A 21,398-nucleotide genomic window follows, 5' to 3' on the forward strand; every position below is an offset into this window, starting at 1 on the left:
AAATGGGGGTGGGCCGACCAGCGGCGTGAAGACACCATGACCTTTGGGATATGGTGTGGCCGTGAAGTGGTGCATTACTTTGCTACCACACCTGTCCACGCATCCTCCAGGGACCCGACGATGTCGCACCCAACCTTCCTGTCCGGCCGTCGCAGCGGAATCTGCGCTGCCGCACTGCTGATCTCCACCTCCCTGCTGCTGGGCGGTTGCGCCGCAGGGCCCAATTCCGAAGCCAAGGCCGCCGAGACCAAGGAGGAGAAGAAGGTCGATGCGGTCCCGGTCGAAGTGGCGGTGGCCAGCCACCGCGCGGTCGCGGCCAGCTACACCGGCACCGCCGCACTGGAACCGCGCGCCGAATCGCAGGTGGTGGCCAAGACCTCCGGCGTGGCGTTGGCGGTGCTGGTCGAGGAAGGGCAGCGGGTGACCGCCGGCCAGCCGCTGGTGCGGCTGGACCCGGACCGCGCACGCCTGGCCGTTGCCCAGAGTGAAGCGCAGATGCGCAAGCTGGAAAACAACTACCAGCGCGCACAGAAGCTGGTTGGCCAGCAGATGGTCAGCGCCGCCGACGTCGACCAGCTGCGCTTTGACCTGGAAAACGTCCGCGCGCAGTACCGCCTGGCCACGCTGGAACTGTCCTACACCACGGTGGTGGCACCGATCTCCGGCGTCATCGCATCGCGCTCGATCAAGACCGGCAACTTCGTGCAGATCAACACGCCGATCTTCCGCATCGTCGACAACTCGCGGCTGGAAGCCACGCTCAACGTCCCCGAGCGCGAGCTGGCCACCCTGCGTGCCGGCCAGCCGGTGACGCTGGTTGCCGATGCGCTGCCGGGCCAGAGTTTCACCGGCACCGTCGATCGCATCGCACCGGTGGTCGATTCGGGCAGCGGCACGTTTCGCGTGGTCAGCGCCTTCGACGGTGCCGCGCACGCGCTGCAGCCCGGCATGTTCGGCCGCATCCGCATCGATTACGACCAGCGTGCCGATGCGCTCGTGGTGCCGCGCCTTTCGTTGCTCGACGACGGTGAGCCGGCGGTGTTCCGGGTGCGCGAAGGCAAGGTCGCACGGGTTCCGGTCAAGCTGGGTTACGCCGAGGGCCCGTGGGTGGAGATCCGTGATGGCCTGGCGGCCGGTGATCAGGTGGTCACCGCCGGCAAGGTCGCCCTGCGCGACGGCACCGCGGTGCAGGTGATCGCCGATCCGAAGGCCAAGGCGAAGACGGTCGCAGCGTCCGCCACGCCGGCAGACAAGGCCGGGAGCAAGCAATGACCGCCCCGGGCCACGACCACGGTGCCTCGCCGGCGAGCGACGGCGCCGCCGCCGGCCTGCGCGGCGGCCTGGTGGAATTCGCCACCCGCCGCCGCGTGACCATCGCCATGTGCACGGTCACCCTGCTGCTGTTCGGCCTGATCGCGCTGGGCAACCTCAAGGTCAACCTGCTGCCCGACCTGAGCTACCCGACGCTGACCGTGCGTACCGAGTACACCGGTTCGGCGCCCACCGAAATCGAAACCCTGATCACCCAGCCGGTCGAAGAAGCGGTGGGCGTGGTCAAGAACCTGCGCAAGCTGAAGTCGGTCTCGCGCACCGGCCAGAGCGACGTGGTGCTGGAGTTCGCCTGGGGCACCAACATGGACCAGGCCAGCCTGGAGGTGCGCGACAAGATGGAAGCGCTGAACCTGCCGCTTGAGGCGAAGGCGCCGGTGCTGCTGCGCTTCAACCCGTCCACCGAGCCGATCATGCGCCTGGTGCTGTCGAGCAAGACCGCGCCGGCCAGCGATGCCGATGCGATCCGCGAGCTGACCGGCCTGCGCCGTTATGCCGATGAAGACCTGAAGAAGAAGCTGGAGCCGGTCTCCGGCGTGGCCGCGGTCAAGGTCGGCGGTGGCCTGGAAGACGAGATCCAGGTCGACATCGACCAGCAGAAGCTGGCCCAGCTGAACCTGCCGATCGACACCGTCATCAAGCGCCTGAAGGACGAGAACATCAACATCTCCGGCGGCCGCCTGGAAGAAGGTTCGCAGCGTTTCCTGGTGCGCACCGTCAACCAGTTCGCCGATCTGGAAGAGATCCGCAACCTGCTGGTCACCACCCAGGGAAGCAATGGCAGCGCGGCGGATTCGGCGCTGCAGCAGATGTTCAACATCGCCGCCTCGACCGGCTCGGCGGCGGCCATCGCGGCGGCCTCGGCGGCGCAGAGCGCATCGTCCGGCGGCGGGTCCAGCGTGATCGCCAACGGGGTGCCGGTGCGCCTGAAGGACGTGGCCACCGTGCGCCAGGGCTACAAGGAGCGCGAAGCGGTGATCCGCCTGGGCGGCAAGGAATCGGTCGAGCTGGCGATCTACAAGGAAGGCGACGCCAACACCGTGTCCACCGCCGAGGCGTTGCGCAAGCGCCTGGAGCAGATCAAGGGCACGTTCCCGGCCGACGTCGAGATGACCACCATCGAGGACCAGTCGCGCTTCATCGAGCACGCCATCGCCGACGTCAAGAAGGACGCGGTGATCGGTGGCCTGCTGGCGATCCTGATCATCTTCCTGTTCCTGCGTGATGGCTGGAGCACCTTCGTGATCAGCCTGTCGCTGCCGGTCTCGATCATCGCCACGTTCTTCTTCATGGGCCAGCTGGGGCTGAGCTTGAACGTGATGTCGCTGGGCGGCTTGGCGCTGGCCACCGGCCTGGTGGTGGACGACTCGATCGTGGTGCTGGAAAGCATCGCCAAGGCGCGCGAGCGCGGCCTGGGCATCCTGCAGGCGGCCATCGCCGGTACCCGCGAAGTGAGCATGGCCGTGGTCGCCTCGACCCTGACCACCATCGCGGTGTTCCTGCCGCTGGTGTTCGTCGACGGCATCGCCGGCCAGCTGTTCCGCGACCAGGCGTTGACCGTGGCGATCGCCATCGCGATCTCGCTGCTGGTGTCGATGACGCTGATCCCGATGTTGAGCTCGCTGAAGGGACGGCCACCGCTGGCGTTCCCGGAAGAGGCACCGAATGAACCGTGGCAGCCGCAGAACCGCTGGCAGAAGCCGGTCGCGCTGGGCCGCCGTGGCGTCGTCGCGACCGTGCGCTGGGGCTTCTATGCGCTGGCCTGGCTGGTGGTACGCCTGTGGCGCGGCGTGGTGGCGGTGGTCGGCCCGGTGATGCGCAAGGCCAGCGATCTGGCGATGAAGCCCTACGCGGGTGCCGAGCGCGGCTATCTGCGCCTGCTGCCGAGCGCGCTGGCCCACCCGGGCAAGGTGCTGGGCGTGGCCACGATCATCTTCGTGGCGACCATGGCGCTGGTGCCGATGCTCGGTGCCGACCTGATTCCGCAGCTGGCGCAGGACCGTTTCGAAATGACGGTGAAGCTGCCGGCCGGCACGCCGCTGAAGCAGACCGATGCGCTGGTGCGCGAACTGCAGCTGGCACACGGCAAGGGCGAGGGTGTGGCATCGCTGTACGGCGTCAGTGGCAGTGGTACCCGGCTGGATGCGAGCCCGACCGAAAGCGGCGAGAACATCGGCAAGCTGACCGTGGTGATGGAAGGCGGCGGCAACGCACGTACCGAAGCGGCCATCACCGAACGCCTGCGCGGCACCATGGGCCAGCATCCGGGCGCCCAGGTCGATTTCGCACGGCCGGCGTTGTTCAGCTTCTCCACGCCGCTGGAAATCGAACTGCGCGGGCAGGACATGGCGACCCTGGAAGTGGCCGGCCAGCGCCTGGCGGCGATGCTGCGCGGCAATGCGCACTACGCCGACGTGAAGTCGACAGTGGAAGAGGGTTTCCCGGAAATCCAGATCCGCTTCGACCAGGAACGTGCCGGTGCGCTGGGCCTGACCACCCGCCAGATCGCCGATGTGGTGGTGAAGAAGGTGCGCGGCGACGTCGCCACCCGCTACAGCTTCCGCGACCGCAAGATCGACGTGCTGGTGCGGGCGCAGGAAGGTGATCGCGCCAGCGTGGAGAGCATCCGTCGGCTGATCGTCAACCCGGGCAGCACGCGCCCGGTCACCCTGGACGCGGTGGCCGATGTGGTCGCCACCACCGGTCCGAGCGAGATCCATCGTGCCGATCAGACACGCGTGGCAGTGGTGTCGGCCAACCTGCGCGACATCGATCTCGGCGCGGCCATGCGCGAAGTGCAGCAGATGGTGGCCGAGCAGCCGCTGGGTGCGGGCGTTGGCCTGCATATCGGCGGCCAGGGCGAGGAGCTGGCACAGGCGGCGAAGTCGCTGATCTTCGCCTTCGGCCTGGCGATCTTCCTGGTCTACCTGGTGATGGCTTCGCAGTTCGAGTCGCTGCTGCATCCGTTCGTGATCCTGTTCACCATCCCGCTGGCGCTGGTCGGTGCGATCCTGGCGCTGATGCTGACCGGCAAGCCGATTTCGGTGGTGGTGTTCATCGGCCTGATCCTGCTGGTCGGCCTGGTCACCAAGAACGCGATCATCCTGATCGACAAGGTCAACCAGCTGCGCGAGGCCGGCGTGGCCAAGCACGAGGCACTCGTAGAGGGGGCGCGCTCGCGCCTGCGGCCGATCATCATGACCACCCTGTGCACGCTGTTCGGCTTCCTGCCGCTGGCGGTGGCGATGGGAGAGGGTGCCGAAGTACGCGCGCCGATGGCGATCACCGTGATCGGCGGCCTGCTGGTATCGACCCTGCTGACCCTGCTGGTGATCCCGGTGGTGTACGACCTGATGGATCGTCGCGGTGATGCGTACTACCGTGAACGCGGCCGCAAGCACGCAGGTGAGATCGAGCCGGGTGCCGCCGGCAGCGCGGCGGGTGCGGAGGAACCGGCATGAGCGTTGCCGAGTTCTCCATCCGCCGTCCGGTCACCACCATCATGTGCTTCGTGTCGCTGGTGGTGATCGGCCTGATCGCTTCGTTCCGGTTGCCGCTGGAAGCGCTGCCGGACATCTCCGCGCCGTTCCTGTTCGTGCAGATCCCGTACACCGGTTCGACCCCGGAGGAAGTGGAGCGGACCATCATCCGCCCGGTCGAGGAGTCGCTGGCGACGATGACCGGGATCAAGCGCATGCGCTCGTCGGCGACCTCCGAAGCGGCGCTGATCTACATCGAGTTCAGCGACTGGGACCGTGATATCGCCATCGCCGCCTCCGATGCCCGCGAGCGCATCGATGCGATCCGCAGCGACCTGCCCGACGACCTGCAGCGCTACAACGTGTTCAAGTGGTCCAGCAGCGACCAGCCGGTCCTGAAGGTGCGCCTGGCCAGTACCACCGACCTGACCACCGCCTATGACATGCTTGACCGCGAGTTCAAGCGGCGCATCGAGCGTATTCCGGGCGTGGCGCGCGTCGATATCACCGGCGCGCCGCCGAACGAGGTGGAGATTGCCATCGATCCGAACCGGCTCAACGCGCACGGGCTGAGCATCAACGAGCTGAGCGAGCGCCTGCGCACGCTGAACTTCTCGATCTCGGCCGGGCAGATCGATGACAACGGCCAGCGCGTGCGCGTGCAGCCGGTGGGCGAGATCACCGACCTGCAGGAGATGCGTGACCTGGTGATCAACGCCAAGGGCCTGCGTCTGGGCGACATTGCCGATGTTCGGCTGAAGCCGGCGCGCATGAACTACGGGCGCCGCCTGGACGGCAACCCGGCGGTCGGCCTGGACATCTTCAAGGAGCGCAGCGCCAACCTGGTGGAGGTCTCGCGTGCCGCGCTGGCCGAGGTCGAATCGATCCGCGCCGAGGCGTCGATGCGCGACGTTCAGATCAAGGTGATCGACAACCAGGGCAAGGCGGTGACGTCATCGCTGCTGGAGCTGGCCGAGGCCGGTGCCGTCGGCCTGATCCTGTCGATCACGGTGCTGTTCTTCTTCCTGCGCCATTGGCCGTCCACGCTGATGGTGACGCTGGCGATCCCGATCTGCTTCACCATCACCCTGGGTTTCATGTACTTCGTCGGTGTGACGCTGAACATCCTGACCATGATGGGCCTGCTGCTGGCGGTGGGCATGCTGGTCGACAACGCCGTGGTGGTGGTGGAGAGCATCTACCAGGAACGCGAGCGCATGCCCGGGCAGCCGCGGCTGGCTTCGATCATCGGCACCCGCAACGTGGCCATCGCGCTCAGCGCGGGCACGTTGTGCCACTGCATCGTGTTCGTGCCGAACCTGTTCGGCGAGACCAACAACATCAGCATCTTCATGTCGCAGATCGCGATCACCATCTCGGTCTCGCTGCTGGCTTCGTGGCTGGTCGCGGTCAGCCTGATCCCGATGCTGTCCGCGCGCATGGCCACGCCCAAGCTGGTGCACTCGCAGACCGGCATGATCGCCCGGCTGCAGCGCCGCTATGCCACGCTGCTGGACTGGTCGCTGCACCATCGCGGCTGGAGCCTGCTCGGCATCGTGCTGGTGGTGCTGGTCAGCCTGGTGCCGATGAAGCTGACCAAGATCGACATGTTCGGCGGTGATGGCGGCAAGGACATCTTCATCGGCTACATGTGGAAGGGCGCCTACACCTATCGGCAGATGTCCGATGAAGTGGCACGGGTGGAGAACTGGATCGACCAGAACCGCGAGCGCCTGCATGTGAAGCAGGTCTACTCCTGGTACAGCGAGCAGGAAGGCAGCTCGACCGTGGTCACCCTGGACGAGAAGTACGCCAAGGACATCAAGGCGCTGCAGGAAGAACTGCGCAAGGGCCTGCCCAAGTCCGCCCGCACCGACTACTTCGTCGGCAACCAGGGCGGCGACGGTGGCGGCGGTGGCAACCAGGGCGTGCAGGTGCAGCTGGTCGGCGACTCAAGTTCGATGCTGCAGGAGATCGGCCAGGAAGTGGTGCCGCTGCTGGCCCAGCGCGCCGAGCTGCGCGACGTGCGCATCGACAACGGCGAGAAGGGCGGAGAACTGAAGGTGCGCGTCGATCGCGAGCGTGCCGCGGCATTCGGCTTCAATGCCGAGCAGGTGGCCAGCTTCGTCGGCCTGGCGCTGCGTGGCGCACCGATGCGCGAGTTCCGCCGCGGCGACAACGAGGTGCCGGTGTGGGTGCGCTTCGCCGGTGCCGAGCAGAGCAGCCCGGAAGACCTGGCCGGCTTCAGCGTGCGTACCGGTGATGGCCGCAGCGTGCCGCTGCTGAGCCTGGTCACCGTCGATGTCGGTTCGTCCGCCACCCAGATCGGCCGCACCAACCGCCAGACCACGCTGACCATCAAGGCCAACCTGGCCGAGAAGGTCACCGCGCCGGATGGCCGCAAGGCGATGGAAGCGGTGCTCAAGCCGATGAACTTCCCGGCCGGCTACGGCTTCACCTTCGACGGCGGCGACTACGGCAACGACGACGAGGCGATGCAGCAGATGGTGTTCAACCTGCTCATCGCGCTGGTGATGATCTACGTGGTGATGGCGGCGGTGTTCGAATCGCTGCTGTTCCCGGCGGCGATCATGAGCGGCGTGCTGTTCTCGATCTTCGGCGTGTTCTGGCTGTTCTGGATCACCGGCACCTCGTTCGGAATCATGTCCTTCATCGGCATCCTGGTGCTGATGGGCGTGGTGGTGAACAACGGCATCGTGATGATCGAGCACATCAACAACCTGCGGCGCGGCGGCATGGGCCGCACCCAGGCGCTGGTGGAAGGCTCACGCGAGCGCCTGCGCCCGATCATGATGACCATGGGCACGGCGATCCTGGCGATGGTGCCGATCTCGCTGACCAATACGCAGATGTTCGGCAATGGCCCGGAGTACGCGCCGATGGCGCGCGCGATCGCCGGAGGCCTGGCGTTCTCGACCGTGGTCAGCCTGCTGTTCCTGCCGACGATCTACGCGGTGCTGGACGACCTGCGCAGTGCGGTTACGCGACTGATTCGGCGTGCGCGCGGTCTGGAGGTCGTGGCGGGTACCCCGGTGTAGGGGTCGAGCTTGCTCGACCGCAAGCAGCGGCAACGTGTTGTGGTGTGGGGGAGGCCGGTCGTAGTGGGGCGGCCTCCCCCTTTTTTTCTGGCTCCGCCAACCAGGGTTGGCACCTGCCAGAGCGCAGTCGAGCATGGCTCGACGCGGCACAACGCAATCAGCCGGCGACCTTGCCCCAAACCTTGAAGGTGGTCAGCCACAGGCCGAGCATGCTGCCGATGTTGGTCAGCATGAAGGTGAGTACCACCCGGGTGACGCGGTTGCGGTACCAGCCCTTCAGGCTCTGCGCATCGTCGCGCAGCTTCAGGAAGTCCTCGTAGGCCGGTTTGCGCAGCCGCGCTTCCACCAGCGCCGAGAACGCACCGGTCGGGATGCTCAGGCGGAACGGCTTGAACGGAGCCACCGCGATCGCGGTGAGGATGCTCAGCGGATGGCCACCGGCCAGCAGGCAGCCCAGGCCCGCCAGGCCACCGGTATACATGGCCCAGGTCGCCAGCAGTTCGGTACCCACGCCCAGTCCACCGCGATAGAAGCCCACGCCGATGCCGGTCGCCACGATGGCCAGGATGCCCAGCGTGAACCACGGAATGTTGCGCTTCTTCGGCACCGCCTCCAGTTCCGCGCGCAGCGGCGCCGGTGCCTCGGTGTCGGTTTCCAGGTAGCGCGCCAGCCCGGCCAGGTGGCCGGCACCGACCACGGCCAGCACTTCGCGCTGCTGCGGGTCGCGTTCTTCGCGCAGGCGCGTGGCCATGTAGCGGTCACGCTCGCCGATGATGGTCTCGTACAGCGCCGGGCTCTCGCTGGCGAACTCGCCGAAGCTCGATTCCAGCATGTCGCCCTGCTTGAGTTTCTCGATCTCGTTCTCGCCCACTTCCTCGGATGAGAACAGGCCGGCACCGAGGCCGGCGACCAGCTTCAGCTTGCCGAAGAAGCCCAGCCGCTGCGATGCGCGGCGGAAGGTCAGGCCCACCTCGCGGTCGATCAGGTGTACCGGCAGGTTGCGCTCACGCGCCAGTTCCACCGCACGCTTGAGTTCCGCGCCCGGCTCGATGTCGAGCTGTTCGGCCAGGCGGCGCTGGTAGGCGGACAAGGCCAGGTTGGCGGCGAACAGCGCCACCCGGCCCTTGCGGATCACCTCGACCAGGTCGAGCTTGGCCAGCGTGTCCGGGTCGCTCAGCGCCTGCAGGCGCTGCGGGTCCAGCTCGACGGCCACTGCATCGAAGCGGCCGCTGTCGATGGCCTTTTCCACGGCTTCGACGCTGGCGCGGGAGACGTGGGCAGTGCCCAGCAGGGTGTAGCGCACGCCGTCACGTTCGACGACACGCACCGGCTGGCCGGCGAACAGGTCGTCGCCGGTCTCGGTAAGGGTTTCAGTCATGGGTTCATTCATTGGAAGGTGCGGTGTCAGCGCCATCGCCGAGCGCGCGCTGCATCTGCACGGTGTCCAGCCAGCGGCCGTGCTTGCGGCCCAGGCCCTTGAAAACGCCTACCAGGTGAAAGCCGAAGCGTTCGTGCAGCTTGATCGAAGCGGTGTTGGTCGGTTCACCGATCACCGCCACCATCTGCCGGTAGCCGCGCGCCACGCAGGCATCGATGAGGGCCTGCAGCAGGCCGGTGCCCACGCCCTTGCCCTGGAAACGGGCATCGACGTAGACCGAATTCTCGACGGTCCACTGGTAGGCCACGCGGGTGCGGTAGGTGTTGGCGTAGGCATAGCCGGCCACCTGGCCGTCGATCTCGGCGACCAGGTAGGGGAAGCCACGGTCGATGATGTCGCGCATGCGGCGCAGCATCTCGGTCGCGTCCGGAATGTCGTACTCGTAGGTGTTGACGAAGTCGGTCACTTCCACCGCGTAGATCGCGGTGATCGCGTCGATGTCGGCCGGGCCGGCATCACGGATGAGGACGGCCATGCGCGGGCTCCGGCTCAGTCGATGTAGCGCTTGAGCAGGTCGCCGTACGCATCGATGCGGCGATCACGCAGGAATGGCCAGATGCGGCGCACGTGCTCGCTGCGCTGCAGGTCCACATCGCACAGCAGCACGGTGGCGTCGGTGCCGGCTTCGGCCAGGAATTCGCCCTGCGGGCCCAGCACGTGGCTGTTGCCCCAGAACTGGATGCCCGACGCGCCCAGCGGCGAGGCTTCGTGGCCGACGCGGTTGCAGCTCAGCACCGGCAGGCCGTTGGCCACGGCGTGGCCGCGGTGGCTCAGCACCCAGGCGTCGCGCTGGCGGGTCTTCTCGTCCTGCACGTCGTCCGGGTCCCAGCCGATCGCGGTCGGGTACAGCAGCAGCTCGGCACCGGCCAGCGCCATCAGGCGCGCCGCTTCCGGGTACCACTGGTCCCAGCACACCAGCACGCCGAGGCGGCCCACCGAGGTATCGATCGGGGTGAAACCGATGTCGCCCGGAGTGAAGTAGAACTTCTCGTAGAAGCCCGGATCGTCCGGGATGTGCATCTTGCGGTACTTGCCGAGCAGGGTGCCGTCCTTCTCGAACACCACGGCGGTGTTGTGGTACAGGCCGGCGGCGCGGCGCTCGAACAGCGAACCGACCAGCACCACGCCATGCTTCTTCGCCAGCGCGCCCAGGCGCTCGGTGCTGGGGCCCGGAATCGGCTCGGCCAGGTCGAACTCGTCCACCGACTCGTGCTGGCAGAAGTACGGGCCGTTGTGCAGTTCCTGCAGCAGCACCAGCTTGGCACCCTGCGCAGCCGCCTCGGCCACGCGTGCTTCGATCACCGCCAGATTGGCGGCGGCGTCACCGTGGTTGCGCTCCTGGATCAGGGCGACGGTAAGGGGGCTGCGCGAGTTCATGCGGGGCGTTCCTGCGGGGGAAAACCTGCATGTTAGCGCGGATGGATGGCGACGGCGTGTTGCGCGCTGAATGGGCCGCCCTTTGTAGAGTCGAGCCATGCTCGACTGCTCTCCGGTCAGATCGCGCGGAAAGCCAGTCGAGCATGGCTCGACTCTACAGGGAGAGCGCCGGGCGGGGCCCGGCGGCATCCGTTACGCCTTCAACAACCCCGCCGGCAGCTGCATGGTGATGCAGTGCAGGCTGCCGTTCTGCCAGATCAGCGAGCGGCAGGGCACCTGCACGATCTCGCGGCCCGGGTGTGCCTGCGCCAGCACGTCGCGCGCCAGGTCGTCAGCCGGGTCGCCATAGGCCGGCATCAGCACCGCGCCATTGACGATCAGGTAGTTGGCGTACGACGCGGCCAGGCGGCGGCCTTCGTCGATCACCGGCTGTGCCCACGGCAGCGGGAACAGGCGGTACGGCTGGCCATCCTTGGTGCGCAGCGCGGCCAGTTCGTTGCCCATCGCCTGCAGCTCGGCATAGTGCGAGTCGCTCTCGTCGTCGCAGGCCTGGTAGACGATGCTGTCGGCCGAGGCGAAGCGGGCGAGGGTGTCGATGTGGGCGTCGGTGTCGTCGCCTTCCAGGTAGCCGTGGTCCAGCCACAGCACGCGGTCCTGCTGCAGCCAGTCGGCCAGGTCGGCACTCAGGCTGGCGCGGTCGCGGTCCGGGTGGCGCTCGTGCAGGCACTTCCAGGTGGTCAGCAGGGTGCCTTCGCCGTCGGTCTCGATGCCGCCGCCCTCCAGCGCGAACGGGATGCTGCGCACCGGTGCGTCGTTGAACACGCCGGCCTGGTCGAGCACGCCCACCAGCTGGTCATCCAGGGTGGCGTCGAACTTGCCGCCCCAGCCGGTGAAGCGGAAATCCAGCAGCTGGAAGCCGCCATCAGCGCGGCGCAGGGTGATCGGGCCGGAGTCGCGCAGCCAAGTGTCGTCGTAGGCCGCCGTGGTGAAGTGGACCTTGTCCATGTCGATGCGGTTGGAGCGCAGCCGCATCTCGGCATAGGTCTCCACGTCGTCGTCGGCCACGCAGATCAGCACCGGCTGGAAGCGGGTGATGGCCGCGACCAGGGCGATGTAGGTCTCTTCCACCTGGCCCAGGCGCTCGGCCCAGTCGGTGTCGGCGGTGGGCCAGGCAATCAGGACGCCGCTCTGGGCTTCCCACTCGGCAGGAAAACGAAGGGTCTGGTTCATGGTCTCGCTACACAGGCCCGCCCACGGCGGGTAGTAAAGGGATCAACGGATCGGTGGTTTCGGGCCGACTTCGTTCGGGTCCGCCTGGTTGGCCACCACGTCGATCACCTTCTGCTTCTCGAAGTAGACGGTGAACTGCGGGTAGACCCAGCGGTTGATGGTCGGCCATTGCCGCTTCTGCCCGCCGCGCGGCTGCAGCTGTTCGCTCGGCGCGCCGAACTGTGCCTGCACCTGCTGCATGCTCTGGCCGCGCACGGGGAGGGCACCGGCCGGCTTCTCGCGGGCACGGTCGACAAGCAGGGTATCGGCCAGCGCCGGTGTGGCGGCGGCCAGGGTGGCCATCACGGCCAGGGCGGACAGGTAACGCTTCATCTCGATCTACTCCCCAGTGGTCAAGAACGGCGATTACAGCAAAATCGGCAGGAAAAAGCCGCATAAAACAAAAAACCGCCCGAAGGCGGTTTCTTGCATCGGGTCGGCCCCGCGTAGGGCCAGCCGCAGCCGGAAGGCTGTGAGGCTTAGCGCTGACGCGCCTTGAAACGCGGGTTCGACTTGCAGATGACGAAGATCTTGCCACGACGACGCACGACCTTGCAGTCACGGTGACGGGCCTTCGCCGACTTCAGGGAGGACAGGACTTTCATGGCATACCTCGGCGTAAACAGTAGTTGTTCGGGTGGAGCGTGGCCGCGATATGCGAAAGACAATCGGCAGTTGACGCTCGTTCAAGCCCGCCATTCTACCGGGCTTTTCCTCATGGTTTCAAGTGGTTGCACAAAAGATCCCGCTGGGGGCGTCGGGCAGGGGCTAGAATGACCCCTTCGAACGCTCTGGGAACCCCATGAATCCACTCGCTCCCGTCCTGACCATCGACGGCCCTTCCGGGGCTGGCAAGGGTACCATCAGCCGCATCATCGCGCGCCGGATGGGCTGGCATTACCTGGATTCGGGCGCCCTGTACCGGGCGGTGGGCGTGGCTGCGAGCTGGGCCGACATCGATACCTCCGACGCGTCGGCCCTAGTGCGCTGCACCTTCGATACCCACGTTCAGTTTGTTGAACAGGGTGAATCGATGCGGGTCATGGTGAACGGCACCGATGCCACCGACGAATTGCGCCTGGAGACCACCGGGGCGCTGGCCTCGGCCATCGCGGCCATCCCCGAGGTGCGGGCCGCGCTGAAAGAGCGCCAGCGCGCATTCAGGGAACTGCCTGGCCTGGTCGCCGACGGCCGCGACATGGGCACGGTGATCTTCCCGGACGCCTCCTACAAGGTCTTCCTGACCGCCAGTGCCGAGGAGCGCGCCGAGCGCCGGCATAAGCAGTTGAAAGACAAGGGGGTTTCTGTTAACTTTGATGACCTCCTGCGCGAGATCATGGCCCGCGACGCCCGTGATGCTCAGCGTACCGTGGCGCCCCTGAAGCCGGCAGACGATGCTGTCCTCATCGACACCACAGGCATCGGCATCGCAGATGTCGTTGCCAGAGTGATGGATCTGCTTCCGGTTCCGGCTGCCTGATCCGTTCGCGCGGGAGCACTGCCAGCAGCATCGGTGGTGGTCGCGCATAGCAGTGCTGTACCAGCTCCGTCGCGCAATGATGCGTGGCGGTTTTCCTACTACACACGACCTGCGTTTCCGGGGTCGACCAACAGGCGGGCGGTCGCCATTCCCCTGAAGGGGACGCCACCGACCCATGTGTCCAACAGAGTAAATCTAATGACCGAATCATTTGCCGAACTGTTTGAAGCCAGCCAGGCCAACCTGGCCAAGCTGAAGCCGGGCGCCATCGTCAGCGGTACCGTTGTTGAAGTCCGCGGCGACGTCGTGGTGATCAACGCTGGCCTGAAGTCCGAAGGCATCGTGCCGATCGAACAGTTCCGTAACGACGCTGGCGAAATCGACGTCGCCGAAGGCGACATCGTCAAGGTCGCCCTCGACTCGATCGAGAACGGCTTCGGCGAAACCGTCCTGTCGCGCGAGAAGGCCAAGCGCGCGATGGTGTGGGACGAGCTGGAAGAAGCGTTGGAAAAGAACGAAACCATCACCGGCCGCATCAGCGGCAAGGTCAAGGGTGGTTTCACCGTGGACATCAAGGATGTCCGCGCCTTCCTGCCGGGTTCCCTGGTCGATGTGCGCCCGGTGCGCGATCCGGCCTACCTGGAAGGCAAGGAACTCGAGTTCAAGCTCATCAAGCTGGACCGCAAGCGTAACAACGTCGTGGTCTCGCGCCGCGCTGTCGTCGAAAGCGAGCACTCGGAAGAGCGCGAGCAGCTGATGGACAAGCTGCAGGAAGGCGCGATCCTGAAGGGTGTCGTCAAGAACCTGACCGACTACGGCGCGTTCGTGGACCTGGGCGGTATCGACGGCCTGCTGCACATCACCGACATGGCGTGGAAGCGCGTGCGTCACCCGTCGGAAGTCGTGAACGTCGGCGACGAGCTGGACGTCCGCGTGCTGAAGTTCGACCGCGAGCGCAACCGCGTTTCGCTGGGCCTGAAGCAGCTGGGCGAGGATCCGTGGGACAACATCGGTCGTCGTTACCCGGCCAACAGCCGCGTCTTCGGCAAGGTCTCCAACGTCACCGATTACGGCGCGTTCGTCGAGATCGAGCCGGGCGTCGAAGGCCTGGTGCACGTCTCCGAGATGGATTGGACCAACAAGAACGTCAACCCGTCCAAGGTTGTGCAGGTCGGTGACGAAGTTGAAGTCATGGTCCTGGACGTCGACGAAGAGCGTCGCCGTATCTCGCTGGGCATGAAGCAGGTTGCCGCCAATCCGTGGGAAACCTTCGCTGCCACCCACAAGAAGGGTGACAAGGTGTCGGGCCAGATCAAGTCGATCACCGACTTCGGCATCTTCATCGGCCTGGACGGCGGCATCGACGGCCTGGTCCACCTGTCCGACATCAGCTGGAACACCACCGGCGAAGACGTCGTTCGCAACTTCAAGAAGGGCGATACCCTGGACGCCGTCGTCCTGGCTGTCGATCCGGAGCGCGAGCGCATCTCCCTGGGCGTGAAGCAGCTGGAGCAGGATCCGTTCGGCCAGTACATGGCTGCCAATCCGAAGGGCTCCAAGGTCGAAGGCGTGGTGAAGGAAGTCGACGCCAAGGGCGCGATCATCGAGCTGGCTGACGGCATCGAAGGTTACGTCTCGGCACGCGACATCGCCAACGAGCGCGTTGACGACGCCACCCAGCACCTGAAGGTCGGCGACAAGGTCGAAGCCAAGTTCGTGGGCATGGACCGCAAGGGCCGTACCCTGCAGCTGTCGATCAAGGCCAAGGACGACGCGGAAATGCGCGAAGTGCTGGAGGAATACCAGTCCTCTTCGGCTTCCAGCGGCACCACCCAGCTGGGCGCGCTGCTGCGTGCACAGCTGAACGGCAACAAGTCCGAGTAATCGGCCTTACGCTGTACGTTGTTTCCTGGACGGCCCGGGCGTTTGCCCGGGCCGTTTCAGGCTGAGATGCCCCTGATGTGAGCCGGTGATGACCAAATCCGAACTGATCGAAATCCTTGCGCGCCGCCAGGCGCACCTGAAGGCCGATGATGTCGATCTGGCGGTGAAGTCGTTGCTGGAAATGATGGGCGGTTCGCTGTCCGCCGGGGATCGCATCGAAATTCGTGGTTTCGGCAGCTTCTCGCTGCACTATCGTCCGCCGCGCCTGGGTCGCAACCCGAAGACCGGCGAATCGGTTGCCCTGCCGGGCAAGCATGTTCCCCATTTCAAGCCGGGCAAGGAACTGCGCGAGCGGGTCAGCAGTGTGCTGCCGCTGGACGCTGATCCGGCCTGAGCCTCCCGTCGCGCCACCGCGTGCGAATCAAGCCGCGAGTCGGATAAGCTACGGACTCCTGCCACTGGAGCTCTCGCATGAAGGTTTTTCGTCTGCTGGTCCTGCTGGCGGTCCTGATCCTTGGGCTGATCATCGGTGCGGTCAACATGACCGCGATGTCGATCAACCTGCTTTTCACCCAGTTGCATACTTCGGTAGGCGTGGCGCTGATCGCTGCACTGCTGGTGGGTGTCATCGTCGGTGCCGGTCTGGTGCTGGTAAGCGTGGTCATTCCGCTCTACAGCCAGCTGCGCCGTGCCAACAAGTCCGGGGCGGCGACGCCGGCCGCGGGTGTTTCCTCCCAATCTTTTGACGGACGCTGATCGAAGATGGAATTCGTCACCGAGTGGCTGTGGTTTTTCCTGTTCGTCCCGTTGGCTGCAGTAGCGGGATGGGTGATCGGTCGGCGCGGCGGGCAGCGTCACGGTGACAGCCAGGTCAGCCGCCTGTCGAGCACCTACTTCCGGGGCCTGAACTACCTGCTCAACGAGCAGCCGGACAAGGCCATCGAGCTGTTCCTGCATATCGCCGAGCTGGACAAGGAAACCTTCGAGACCCAGGTCGCGCTCGGCCACCTGTTCCGCCGCCGCGGCGAAGTCGACCGGGCCATCCGCCTGCACCAGGGCCTGGTCAACCGCCACGATCTGAGTGATGCGCAGCGCGTGCAGGCCCTGCTGGCGCTGGGCGAGGACTACATGAAGTCCGGCCTGCTGGACCGTGCCGAGACCGTGTTCACCGAACTTGCGCAGCTGGACCAGCGCGCCCCGCAGGCGCTCAAGCACCTGATCGGCATCTACCAGGCCGAGCGCGACTGGGAAAAGGCGATCGACAACGCGACCCGTTTCGAGGACGTGACCGGCGAGCCGATGGGCAAGCTGATCGGTCAGTTCGAGTGCGAGCTGGCCGAGCGCTTCCGTGGCGCCGGCAAGCTGGAAGAGGCGAGGGCAGCGATCGCCCGTGCCTACCAGGCCGATGCGATGTCGGTGCGCGCGGGCATCATCGAGGGTCGCCTGGAGACCGATGCCGGCAACGCCGAAGCCGCGGTGCGCGCGTTCGAGCGCGCGGCCCGTAACGATCCGGAGTACCTGCCCGAGCTGCTGCCGGCGCTGATGGCGAACTATCGCAAGGTCGGTGACCTCGCGGGCGCGCGTGCCTTCCTGTCGGAAATGACCGAGCACTATCGCGGCATCGCCCCGGTACTGGCGTTGACCCGGCTGATGGAAGAGCAGGAAGGCGTGGCACCGGCCCGTGCCTACCTGGGGCGCCAGCTGAAGGATCGCCCGTCGGTGCGTGGCGAGTCCGCACTGATCGACCTGACCCTGGCCGAGGGTGCCGACTCCACCGCCACCCTGCACGACCTCAAGCACATCACCGATCAGTTGCTGGTGCGCAACCCGGCCTACCGCTGCACCCGCTGCGGTTTCGGTGCGCGGACGCATCACTGGCAGTGCCCGAGCTGCAAGGAGTGGGGGACGGTCAAGCCGCTGCTGAACTACGCGGTGCTCTGATCCATGCCGTGGTTCGTGATGGGGGCGCTGCTGGGGCTGGCCCTGCTGAGCGCGGCCCTGACCTGGGCCGCCCGCGGTTACGCCGTGCGCCGGCAGTTGCTGGACCAGCCCGGCGAGCGCCGCAGCCATAGCGTGGCGACACCGCGCGGCGGTGGTATCGCCATTGTTATCAGCCTGCTGGTTACGGCGGGCGTGGCCATGGTGGCCTGGCCGGACGCCGCGCCAAGCCTGCTGGTCGCCAGCCTTGGCCTGGTCCTGGTGGCCGGCATCGGCTGGTGGGACGACCACAGGCCCCTGCCTGCCCTGCGCCGCCTGCTGGTGCATTTCATTGCGGCAGCGCTGCTGGCCATGCTGGTCAAGGCCAACGGTGGCAGCTGGCTGCTGGCCGGGCTGGTGCTGCTGTTCACCGCCTCGCTGATCAACATCTGGAACTTCATGGATGGGATCAACGGCATTGCCGCCAGCCAGGCGATTGTTGTCGCATTGGGACTGGCGCCGCTTCTGCCCTGGCCCTATTCGCTTGCGGCCCTGGCATTGGGCCTAGCCTGCCTGGGCTTCCTGCCGTTCAATTTTCCGCAGGCGCGGATCTTCATGGGTGATGTCGGAAGTGGCGCGTTGGGCTATGCGGTGGCGGCCGTGCTGGCCATCGCCAGCGTGCGCACGGACATCAACTGGCTCCTGCTGCTGGTGCCAGCCTCGGCTTTCCTTGTGGACGCAGGCTTCACACTGCTGGCGCGCATCATTTCCGGACAACGCTGGATGGAACCCCATACCCAGCATGTCTACCAACGCGCGGTGCAGGCAGGAGCCAGCCACGCCCGGGTGACAGGGATGTACTTTGCTTTGGGCCTGTTCAGTATTACAGTGACTGTTGTCTGCTCCAAATTGCAGCCGAGGTGGGAGGCTGTCGTGGCGATCGCGTGGTTCAGTGCGCTGAGCGTCCTCTGGCTCCTCCTGCGCAATGGATTGCGCCATCGACAAGGAAATACCTGACTTATGGCTTCACCCTGGCGGGACAGAATCCTCGGCCTGATGCCGCGTTCGGCCATCGTCTGCCACGACCTGTTCATGGTCTGGGCATGTTGGCAGCTGCTCCACGCAGGGCGCTACTCGATCCTGCCCAACGCGCCCGAGCTTCCCCTCTGGAACATCGACACCACACTGGTACTGCTGCTGCAGGGCCTGGTGTTCTGGCGCGTCGGCCTCTACCGCGGACTGTGGCGGTTTGCCAGCGTCAGCGACCTGCTGAACATCTTCAAGGCCAGCTTCATCGGCATGGTCGCGATCGTGCTGGTGCTGATGTGGAAGCGCTTCGATGGCGTGCCGATGTCGGTGCTGGTGATCTATCCGTTCGCGCTGTCGGCCCTGCTGGGCGCGCCACGCCTGCTGTACCGGGCCTGGAAGGACTATCAGGCGCTGCAGTCCGATTCCAGCGCACGTCGCGTGCTGATCCTCGGCGCGGGCCAGGCGGCTGAGACGCTGGTGCGTGACCTGCGGCGCTCGGGCAACTTCGAGCCGGTCGGCCTGCTCGACGACGCCCCCCATCTGCGCGGGGCCAAGCTGCAGGGCCTGCCTATCCTTGGCACCCTGGACGACGCGCCCACCGTGGTCCGCGAGACCGCGGCCAAGCTGCTGGTGATTGCCATGCCCTCGCTGGATGCCGCCGGCATGCAGCGGATCGTGGCCATCTGTGAAAGCACGGGCGTGCCGTTCCGCACCGTGCCCAAGCTCAGCGACATCCTGCAGGGCCAGTCGCTTCCCGGGCAGCTGAAGGAAGTGGCGATCGAAGATCTGCTCGGCCGCAAGCCGATCATGCCGGACTGGAATCTGATCCGTGGCTGGTTGGGTGGACGTACGGTGATGGTGACCGGGGCCGGTGGCTCGATCGGCTCGGAACTGTGCCGCCAGTGCGCGCGCCATGGTGCTGGCCGCATCATCCTGCTGGAGATCAGCGAGTTGTTGCTGCTGACCATCGAGGACGAACTGCGCCGCAGTTTCCCGGATGTCGAGATCGAAGCCGTGCTGGGTGACTGTGGTGACCCGGCCGTTATCCGCCACGCACTGTCGCTGCATCCGGTGGATACGGCGTTCCATGCGGCGGCCTACAAGCATGTGCCGGTGCTGGAGCGCCAGCTGCGTGAAGCGGTGCGCAACAACATCCTGGCGACCGAGAACGTGGCCCGGGCCTGCCTGGAGGCGCGCGTCGAGCATTTCGTCTTCATCTCCACCGACAAGGCGGTGGACCCGGTCAATGCGCTGGGTGCCAGCAAGCGCTACGCCGAGATGATCTGCCAGAGCCTGGACCAGAAGTCCACGCACACCCGTTTCGTCACCGTGCGTTTCGGCAATGTGCTGGCCTCGGCCGGCAGCGTGGTGCCGCTGTTCCGCGAGCAGATCCTGCGCGGTGGGCCGGTGACCGTTACCGATCCGGAAGTCAGCCGCTACTTCATGACCATCCCGGAGGCCTGCCAGCTGATCCTGCAGGCGGCCGCGTCGGCATCGCACGGTGCGATCTATACCCTCGACATGGGCGAGCCGGTGCCGATCCGCGTGCTGGCCGAACAGATGATCCGCCTGGCCGGCAAGCAGCCGTACAAGGACATTCCGATCATCTATACCGGCCTGCGCCCGGGCGAGAAGCTGCACGAGACGCTGTTCTATTCGGATGAGGACTATCGCTCAACCGCGCACCCGAAGATTCTCGAGGCCGGCGTGCGCACGTTCTCGCGCGATCTGGTGCTGGGCAATGTCCCGCGCCTGCGCGAGGCGATTGCCAGCTACGACACTGCCAGCATCCAGGAGATCCTGTTTGCGACCATGCCGGAGTTTTCGCCAATCGCACAGGATGCTTACATTTCATCCGCTAAAGTCCTGCCCTTTCCGGCACGTGAGGCCAACAGGTACCAATGAGCAAGCGAATCCGCAAAGCGGTTTTCCCGGTGGCAGGGCTGGGGACGCGTTTTCTGCCAGCAACCAAGACCGTGCCGAAGGAGATGCTGCCGATCATTGATCGGCCGCTGATCCAGTACGCCGTGGATGAAGCCATCGAGGCCGGCTGCGATACGTTGGTGTTCATCACCAACCGCTACAAGCATGCAGTTGCCGACTATTTCGACAAGGCCTACGAGCTGGAACAGAAGCTCGAGCGCGCCGGCAAGCAGGAGCAGCTGGAGCTGATCCGCCACGTTCTTCCGGAGGGCGTGCGTGCGATCTTCGTGACGCAGGCCGAAGCACTGGGCCTGGGGCATGCGGTGCTCTGCGCCAAAGCCGTGATCGGTGACGAGCCGTTCGCCGTGCTGCTGCCGGACGACCTGATCTGGAACCGCGGTGCGGGTGCGCTCAAGCAGATGGCCGATCTCAACGAGGCCAGTGGTGCCAGCGTGATCGCCGTTGAAGACGTGCCGCACGAAAAGACCGCCAGCTACGGCATCGTGGCCACCGAGGCCTTTGATGGCCGCAAGGGTCGCATTTCGGAGATCGTGGAGAAGCCAAAGCCGGAGGACGCGCCGAGCGACCTGGCGGTGGTGGGCCGTTATGTGCTGAGCCCGAAGATTTTCGAGTTGCTGGAACAGACCGGCAGCGGTGCCGGTGGTGAGATCCAGCTGACCGATGCGATCGCGCAGCTGCTGAAAACCGAAGAGGTCGATGCCTATCGATTCGAGGGCACCCGCTTCGATTGCGGTACGCACCTGGGGCTGGTGGAGGCGACGATCCGGTTCGCGCTGGATAACCCGAAGCTGGCTGGCCCGGCGCGCGAGAAGCTGGCGGCGATGCTGGCGGAGGAGTAAGGGTTTTATCAAGCGCTCCGTGCAGCGCCTTGATTGATACGTGATGGGCGGGACGGGTGGGCCTTTGCAGGACACGCCGTAAACCCGTCCATGGGGGCTCGATGGCGCCATCCATGGCGCCAACGGTCCTGCAAAGACCCACCCGTCCCGCCTGTCAGATTTCCAGTGGGCGCGGACGGGAAGGGCGGAATCAAGGGCAAGACCAAAAGCAAAAGCAAAAAGGCAGCCAGTGGCTGCCTTTTTTGCTTGCTGGGGTCAGATCCCTTTGCTGCGCAAAGGGCTCTGACGCCAGCTCTTGATCCTGCCTTTGCTCACCCCTCCGCCGCGCGGAATGATGGATGGCGCGGGTGGGTG

17 protein-coding genes are annotated in these 21,398 nt (G+C 65.9%); 11 read left to right on the plus strand and 6 right to left on the minus strand.

Features of this window, described 5'->3' with window-relative positions:
- Positions 1 to 120 precede the first annotated feature (120 nt).
- The 3 genes from K5L94_RS09765 to K5L94_RS09775 are packed head-to-tail and all read left to right on the plus strand — an operon-like array spanning position 121 to position 7,867.
- Entirely contained in the window at positions 121 to 1,272 is a 1,152-nt protein-coding gene (locus tag K5L94_RS09765; protein ID WP_008266938.1) for an efflux RND transporter periplasmic adaptor subunit, read from the plus strand.
- A complete protein-coding gene (locus K5L94_RS09770; protein ID WP_053449513.1) occupies positions 1,269 to 4,790 on the plus strand; it encodes an efflux RND transporter permease subunit in 3,522 nt (1,173 codons plus the stop codon). Before K5L94_RS09765 ends, K5L94_RS09770 begins: the two co-directional genes overlap by 4 nt.
- On the plus strand, positions 4,787 to 7,867 hold the full coding sequence (locus K5L94_RS09775) for an efflux RND transporter permease subunit (protein WP_053449514.1): 3,081 nt from the start codon (positions 4,787 to 4,789) through the stop codon (positions 7,865 to 7,867). Before K5L94_RS09770 ends, K5L94_RS09775 begins: the two co-directional genes overlap by 4 nt.
- Positions 7,868 to 8,024: 157 nt before the next feature.
- Here the strand turns inward: K5L94_RS09775 and K5L94_RS09780 are convergent, their stop codons facing one another.
- The 6 genes from K5L94_RS09780 to ykgO all read right to left on the minus strand — a co-directional run bounded on the left by K5L94_RS09780 (position 8,025) and on the right by ykgO (position 12,556).
- Positions 8,025 to 9,257, minus strand: a complete 1,233-nt coding sequence (locus K5L94_RS09780; RefSeq protein WP_053449515.1) for a TraB/GumN family protein — start codon at positions 9,255 to 9,257, stop codon at positions 8,025 to 8,027.
- A complete protein-coding gene (locus tag K5L94_RS09785; protein WP_049457844.1) occupies positions 9,250 to 9,780 on the minus strand; it encodes a GNAT family N-acetyltransferase in 531 nt (176 codons plus the stop codon). Before K5L94_RS09785 ends, K5L94_RS09780 begins: the two co-directional genes overlap by 8 nt.
- A gap of 14 nt (positions 9,781 to 9,794) precedes the next feature.
- Complete coding sequence (locus tag K5L94_RS09790) at positions 9,795 to 10,682, minus strand: carbon-nitrogen hydrolase (protein ID WP_049442792.1); 888 nt, start codon at positions 10,680 to 10,682, stop codon at positions 9,795 to 9,797.
- A 192-nt stretch (positions 10,683 to 10,874) separates the two neighbouring features.
- A complete protein-coding gene (locus K5L94_RS09795) occupies positions 10,875 to 11,912 on the minus strand; it encodes an agmatine deiminase family protein (protein WP_053449516.1) in 1,038 nt (345 codons plus the stop codon).
- A 42-nt stretch (positions 11,913 to 11,954) separates the two neighbouring features.
- Positions 11,955 to 12,254, minus strand: a complete 300-nt coding sequence (locus K5L94_RS09800; protein WP_404830627.1) for a hypothetical protein — start codon at positions 12,252 to 12,254, stop codon at positions 11,955 to 11,957.
- 176 nt (positions 12,255 to 12,430) lie between these two features.
- Positions 12,431 to 12,556: a type B 50S ribosomal protein L36 gene (ykgO, locus tag K5L94_RS09805; protein ID WP_005409283.1), complete on the minus strand. Its 126-nt coding sequence runs from the start codon at positions 12,554 to 12,556 to the stop codon at positions 12,431 to 12,433.
- A gap of 197 nt (positions 12,557 to 12,753) precedes the next feature.
- On the opposite strand from ykgO, the gene cmk reads away from it, so the two are divergent.
- The 8 genes from cmk (at position 12,754) to galU (ending at position 21,044) form a co-directional block, all read left to right on the plus strand.
- Complete coding sequence (gene cmk / locus K5L94_RS09810; protein ID WP_008265652.1) at positions 12,754 to 13,431, plus strand: (d)CMP kinase; 678 nt, start codon at positions 12,754 to 12,756, stop codon at positions 13,429 to 13,431.
- Positions 13,432 to 13,629: 198 nt separating this feature from the next.
- The gene (gene rpsA / locus K5L94_RS09815) at positions 13,630 to 15,315 is read left to right on the plus strand and encodes a 30S ribosomal protein S1 (RefSeq protein WP_005416230.1); all 1,686 of its coding nucleotides are present in this window, start codon (positions 13,630 to 13,632) and stop codon (positions 15,313 to 15,315) included.
- An 88-nt stretch (positions 15,316 to 15,403) separates the two neighbouring features.
- Complete coding sequence (locus K5L94_RS09820; protein ID WP_005409286.1) at positions 15,404 to 15,709, plus strand: integration host factor subunit beta; 306 nt, start codon at positions 15,404 to 15,406, stop codon at positions 15,707 to 15,709.
- Positions 15,710 to 15,786: 77 nt separating this feature from the next.
- Entirely contained in the window at positions 15,787 to 16,071 is a 285-nt protein-coding gene (locus tag K5L94_RS09825; protein ID WP_006430981.1) for a LapA family protein, read from the plus strand.
- A gap of 6 nt (positions 16,072 to 16,077) precedes the next feature.
- Positions 16,078 to 17,256 carry a lipopolysaccharide assembly protein LapB gene (gene lapB / locus K5L94_RS09830; protein WP_006430997.1) on the plus strand — a complete coding sequence of 393 codons (1,179 nt, stop codon included), beginning with the start codon at positions 16,078 to 16,080 and terminating at the stop codon, positions 17,254 to 17,256.
- Positions 17,257 to 17,259: 3 nt separating this feature from the next.
- Entirely contained in the window at positions 17,260 to 18,249 is a 990-nt protein-coding gene (locus K5L94_RS09835; RefSeq protein WP_053449517.1) for an MraY family glycosyltransferase, read from the plus strand.
- 3 nt (positions 18,250 to 18,252) lie between these two features.
- Positions 18,253 to 20,166 carry a polysaccharide biosynthesis protein gene (locus K5L94_RS09840; RefSeq protein ID WP_053449518.1) on the plus strand — a complete coding sequence of 638 codons (1,914 nt, stop codon included), beginning with the start codon at positions 18,253 to 18,255 and terminating at the stop codon, positions 20,164 to 20,166.
- Positions 20,163 to 21,044 (plus strand): UTP--glucose-1-phosphate uridylyltransferase GalU, encoded by an 882-nt coding sequence (gene galU, locus K5L94_RS09845; RefSeq protein WP_053449519.1) that lies wholly within the window; start codon positions 20,163 to 20,165, stop codon positions 21,042 to 21,044. The genes K5L94_RS09840 and galU overlap by 4 nt, the downstream gene beginning before the upstream one ends.
- Positions 21,045 to 21,398 lie beyond the last annotated feature (354 nt).

Source organism: Stenotrophomonas forensis, assembly GCF_028752115.1.
Classification (GTDB): domain Bacteria; phylum Pseudomonadota; class Gammaproteobacteria; order Xanthomonadales; family Xanthomonadaceae; genus Stenotrophomonas; species Stenotrophomonas forensis.

Bases quoted from the DNA above. Each gene is read 5' to 3' on its own strand.
- K5L94_RS09765 (WP_008266938.1), top strand. From the start codon at position 121: ATGTCGCACCCAACCTTCCTGTCCGGCCGTCGCAGCGGAATCTGCGCT.
- K5L94_RS09770 (WP_053449513.1), top strand. From the start codon at position 1,269: ATGACCGCCCCGGGCCACGACCACGGTGCCTCGCCGGCGAGCGACGGC.
- K5L94_RS09775 (WP_053449514.1), top strand. From the start codon at position 4,787: ATGAGCGTTGCCGAGTTCTCCATCCGCCGTCCGGTCACCACCATCATG.
- K5L94_RS09780 (WP_053449515.1), bottom strand. From the start codon at position 9,257: ATGAATGAACCCATGACTGAAACCCTTACCGAGACCGGCGACGACCTG.
- K5L94_RS09785 (WP_049457844.1), bottom strand. From the start codon at position 9,780: ATGGCCGTCCTCATCCGTGATGCCGGCCCGGCCGACATCGACGCGATC.
- K5L94_RS09790 (WP_049442792.1), bottom strand. From the start codon at position 10,682: ATGAACTCGCGCAGCCCCCTTACCGTCGCCCTGATCCAGGAGCGCAAC.
- K5L94_RS09795 (WP_053449516.1), bottom strand. From the start codon at position 11,912: ATGAACCAGACCCTTCGTTTTCCTGCCGAGTGGGAAGCCCAGAGCGGC.
- K5L94_RS09800 (WP_404830627.1), bottom strand. From the start codon at position 12,254: ATGGCCACCCTGGCCGCCGCCACACCGGCGCTGGCCGATACCCTGCTT.
- ykgO (WP_005409283.1), bottom strand. From the start codon at position 12,556: ATGAAAGTCCTGTCCTCCCTGAAGTCGGCGAAGGCCCGTCACCGTGAC.
- cmk (WP_008265652.1), top strand. From the start codon at position 12,754: ATGAATCCACTCGCTCCCGTCCTGACCATCGACGGCCCTTCCGGGGCT.
- rpsA (WP_005416230.1), top strand. From the start codon at position 13,630: ATGACCGAATCATTTGCCGAACTGTTTGAAGCCAGCCAGGCCAACCTG.
- K5L94_RS09820 (WP_005409286.1), top strand. From the start codon at position 15,404: ATGACCAAATCCGAACTGATCGAAATCCTTGCGCGCCGCCAGGCGCAC.
- K5L94_RS09825 (WP_006430981.1), top strand. From the start codon at position 15,787: ATGAAGGTTTTTCGTCTGCTGGTCCTGCTGGCGGTCCTGATCCTTGGG.
- lapB (WP_006430997.1), top strand. From the start codon at position 16,078: ATGGAATTCGTCACCGAGTGGCTGTGGTTTTTCCTGTTCGTCCCGTTG.
- K5L94_RS09835 (WP_053449517.1), top strand. From the start codon at position 17,260: ATGCCGTGGTTCGTGATGGGGGCGCTGCTGGGGCTGGCCCTGCTGAGC.
- K5L94_RS09840 (WP_053449518.1), top strand. From the start codon at position 18,253: ATGGCTTCACCCTGGCGGGACAGAATCCTCGGCCTGATGCCGCGTTCG.
- galU (WP_053449519.1), top strand. From the start codon at position 20,163: ATGAGCAAGCGAATCCGCAAAGCGGTTTTCCCGGTGGCAGGGCTGGGG.